4 protein-coding genes are annotated in these 3,303 nt (G+C 46.8%); all 4 read left to right on the forward strand.

The window, feature by feature from the left end; genetic code table 11:
- The coding region (locus H6F50_RS13530; RefSeq protein WP_190429094.1) for a dienelactone hydrolase family protein at positions 1–575 on the forward strand (575 nt) is incomplete at its 5' end.
- A 73-nt stretch (positions 576–648) separates the two neighbouring features.
- Positions 649–852 carry a flavodoxin domain-containing protein gene (locus tag H6F50_RS13535; RefSeq protein WP_190416112.1) on the forward strand — a complete coding sequence of 68 codons (204 nt, stop codon included), beginning with the start codon at positions 649–651 and terminating at the stop codon, positions 850–852.
- A 265-nt stretch (positions 853–1,117) separates the two neighbouring features.
- Entirely contained in the window at positions 1,118–1,252 is a 135-nt protein-coding gene (locus H6F50_RS27590; RefSeq protein ID WP_277879344.1) for a hypothetical protein, read from the forward strand.
- Between the two features lie 987 nt (positions 1,253–2,239).
- On the forward strand, positions 2,240–3,303 hold a 1,064-nt coding region (locus H6F50_RS13545; protein WP_190429095.1), incomplete at its 3' end, for a Clp protease N-terminal domain-containing protein.

The raw sequence follows: 3,303 nt of genomic DNA on the forward strand, positions 1-3,303 counted from the left end.
ATATGCGACAGACTGCCGATGATTATGCTAAGGCAGGCTATTTGGTACTGGTGCCGGATCTGTATTGGCGACTGGAACCCGATGTGCAACTCGATCCTGGCAAGGAGGAGCATTGGGCTAAAGCCTTTGAGCTACTTCGAGCATTTGATGTGGATAGCGGCGTAGAAGACCTCAAGGCCAGTCTATCTTTTCTGCGGCAGTATCCCAGCAGCACAGGCAAGGTCGGCAGTGTGGGCTTTTGTTTGGGCGGCAAACTGGCATATTTCATGGCAACACGCACCGATGCGGATGCCAACGTCAGTTACTACGGTGTTGAGATTGACAAGAATTTAGCCGAGGCGACAAAGATTCAGAAACCGCTGATATTGCATATAGGTGGAAATGATGAGTATGTGTCCCCAAGCGCTCAAACAACCATTCAGCAAGGACTGAAAGACAACCCTCTGGTCACAATCTATCGCTATGAAGGAGTGAGTCACGGGTTTAGCCGCATGAATAGTTCCGCTTATCGCCAAGAAGCCGCAGAATTAGCACGCGATCGCACGTTGGCGTTTTTAAAACAGCATTTAGGGTAGCGGGACTTAAACGCAAAGCGATTGAGATTTGGCGCACAAACAGCTATCAACTTCAACAAGTGTGAGGTAAAAGATGACAAAAGTTTTAATCGTTTACGCAACTGATTACGGCAATACCCAGAAGATGGCAGAAGCGGTAGCATCTGGTGTGACATCAGTTCCAGGTACTGAAGTGGCGGTAAAGTTTGTTGAGGATGTTACTGAAGATGATGTAATCGCCAGTGATGGGTTACTGAAGAGAGGCTGGAAGCTGCCAAGTATCATGGTGCGAATGTAACACGAGTGGCTGCTGCCTTAGCAGGCAAAGAATTGTTTGCCAAGTAAAAAACTCAGGACTAGCCCTCAGCAGGAAATAATGTCGCCTCGGAAACAATGTTGATGGGACAAGGATTGTAGATAACAATCCTTGTCCCATCAACAAACCCTGCTAAGTTAACTAGCTTGACAGTGCTACTTCAACAGATTGTTTACTGCCAATCAGTAGCTTAGCTAATTTTTCCTTAAGAGCCTCTGCTGATTCTACTGCTGGCATCATCCTAAGCATGAACTGCCAGGGTGGTTATAACATCAATATTTGGCAGAAACATACTTCTGGTGAACTACTCTATCGTGCAACTAATCCCAACGGGAATTTAAGTTTGGGCAGAGGAACTAGCCAAAGGACAGAAGACGTTTGAGTGTATAAGTTTCGGAATAGAAACTATGAATATTGGGTGTGGGATGGTACGTTAGATAATCCGCAGGCTGGAACTTTAGAGGTGTATAAAAACAACCGGATCTTGATGCAGCGAGCTTGTAGGAAAAGTTGAATCCTAAGAGAGGGTGTTATTCTCTAATGCTCGAATTGCGAACACTATGAGCGAATGATTCAGCCGTTTTTCATCTGAAAATCAGAAGTTGGCAGTCGGATTCCGGTATTTTTGCTTACCTTGGGATGCACTTGCTTCGTCCATACTTTACACCCCATTTACATCTACCGAAAGAGTTCAATCAGGGGATTTTCTCAAGATGATTCACTCGTTCCTGGCTGAGTGGAAAAGCCTGAAGGATATCAAGCCGGAGCGATAGTGAAATACTAGGGCAATGTCTTTATCGCTCACTGGGCTTCAAAACTAAAGGAGGGAGATCCCAATGAGAACGGCTGTCGATTACATGATAGCTTTACGATCTCATGTCTAGTCCTGCCGTTGCACACGCCAGAATCATTAGACCTCATGATTCATGCAGGAGATATAAATATACCGCCAGGTAGAAATATAAGGTTTTCCGACATTTTTAGTGGATGAAACTCTGATTGGTATCTTAAGCTACGAATACAGGGAGCGATGTATGGGGACTTAATAATAAGGATTATTAAGTTTATAAGAATTGATGAAGCTGCTTCTGGTTGAATGTTGGCGACGGTAGGGAAGAATTTTAAAATTATCCCTCCATTTATATACCTAAATTTCTAACTACCGAGGTATATTTTTTTCCGCCATATATGCATTGCGCTTCTATTCCCATGCATAGGCGGCAACTACACCTGATTTCATACGGTTGTGCCCACTGCGATCGCTATCAGGGTGGAGATACATTGTTAATTAAGCAAGTACATAAAAGTTTATGCATGGGGAAATGCCACTTCACCCATCGCCTAAACAGCTCGGTAGAGGAAAGTTGCTATGTTTCAACATTTCACAGACAAAGCCGTTAGGGTAATTATGCTATCCCAGGAAGAAGCACGTCGCCTGGGACACAACCTCGTGGGCACCGAGCAACTCCTTTTAGGATTAATTGCAGAAGGCACGGGTGTGGCGGCTAAAGTTCTGATCGATCAAGGCATCACCCTCCAAGCATGCCGGATTGAGGTAGAAAAAATTATTGGTCGGGGGTCTCGCTTTGTACCCTCTGAAATTCCCTTCACCCCTAAGGTGAAGCGTGTTTTCGAGCAAGCCTTTCTGGAAGCAAAGGCTTTCGGACATAACTATGTAGGCCCGGAACACCTGCTGCTGGGGTTAATTCAAGAAGGGGAAGGGGTTGCCGCCAAAGTGCTGCAAAACCTGAACGCTAACCCCGATAACCTCCGTACCGCCGTGATTCGGATGCTAGGAGATGTCACAGCCGTCTCTGCGGGTAGTGGAGAAGAGCGTTCGACATCCGGACGTGGCGATCGCAAAACTGCAACGTTAGATGAGTTTGGCACGAATCTGACGACACTCGCTGCACAAGGCAAGCTCGATCCGGTCGTTGGTCGCACCAAAGAAATCGAACGCGCTATCCAGATATTAGCTCGCCGCACCAAGAGCAACCCGGTGTTGATTGGAGAGCCAGGAGTTGGTAAAACTGCGATCGCGGAAGGTTTAGCTCAGCGGATTGTGAATAAAGACGTTCCTGGCTTTTTGGAAGATAAGCAGGTGATCGGTCTGGATATGGGTTCGCTGATCGCGGGTACCAAATTCCGGGGCGAATTTGAAGAACGCCTCAAGAAAATTGTGGATGAAGTTCGGACATCGGGGAACGTCATTCTGGTCATTGACGAAGTGCATACCCTGATTGGTACGGGTTCAACCGAAGGTGGCATGGATGCTGCGAATATCCTCAAGCCAGCATTAGCGCGAGGCGAGTTGCAGTGCATGGGAATGACCACCCTGGACGAATACCGCAAGCATATTGAGCGAGATGCTGCCTTAGAACGTCGCTTCCAACCGATTATGGTAGGCGCACCCAGCGTCAGTGAAACCATCGA

The organism is Coleofasciculus sp. FACHB-712 (assembly GCF_014695635.1).
GTDB lineage: Bacteria > Cyanobacteriota > Cyanobacteriia > Cyanobacteriales > FACHB-T130 > FACHB-T130.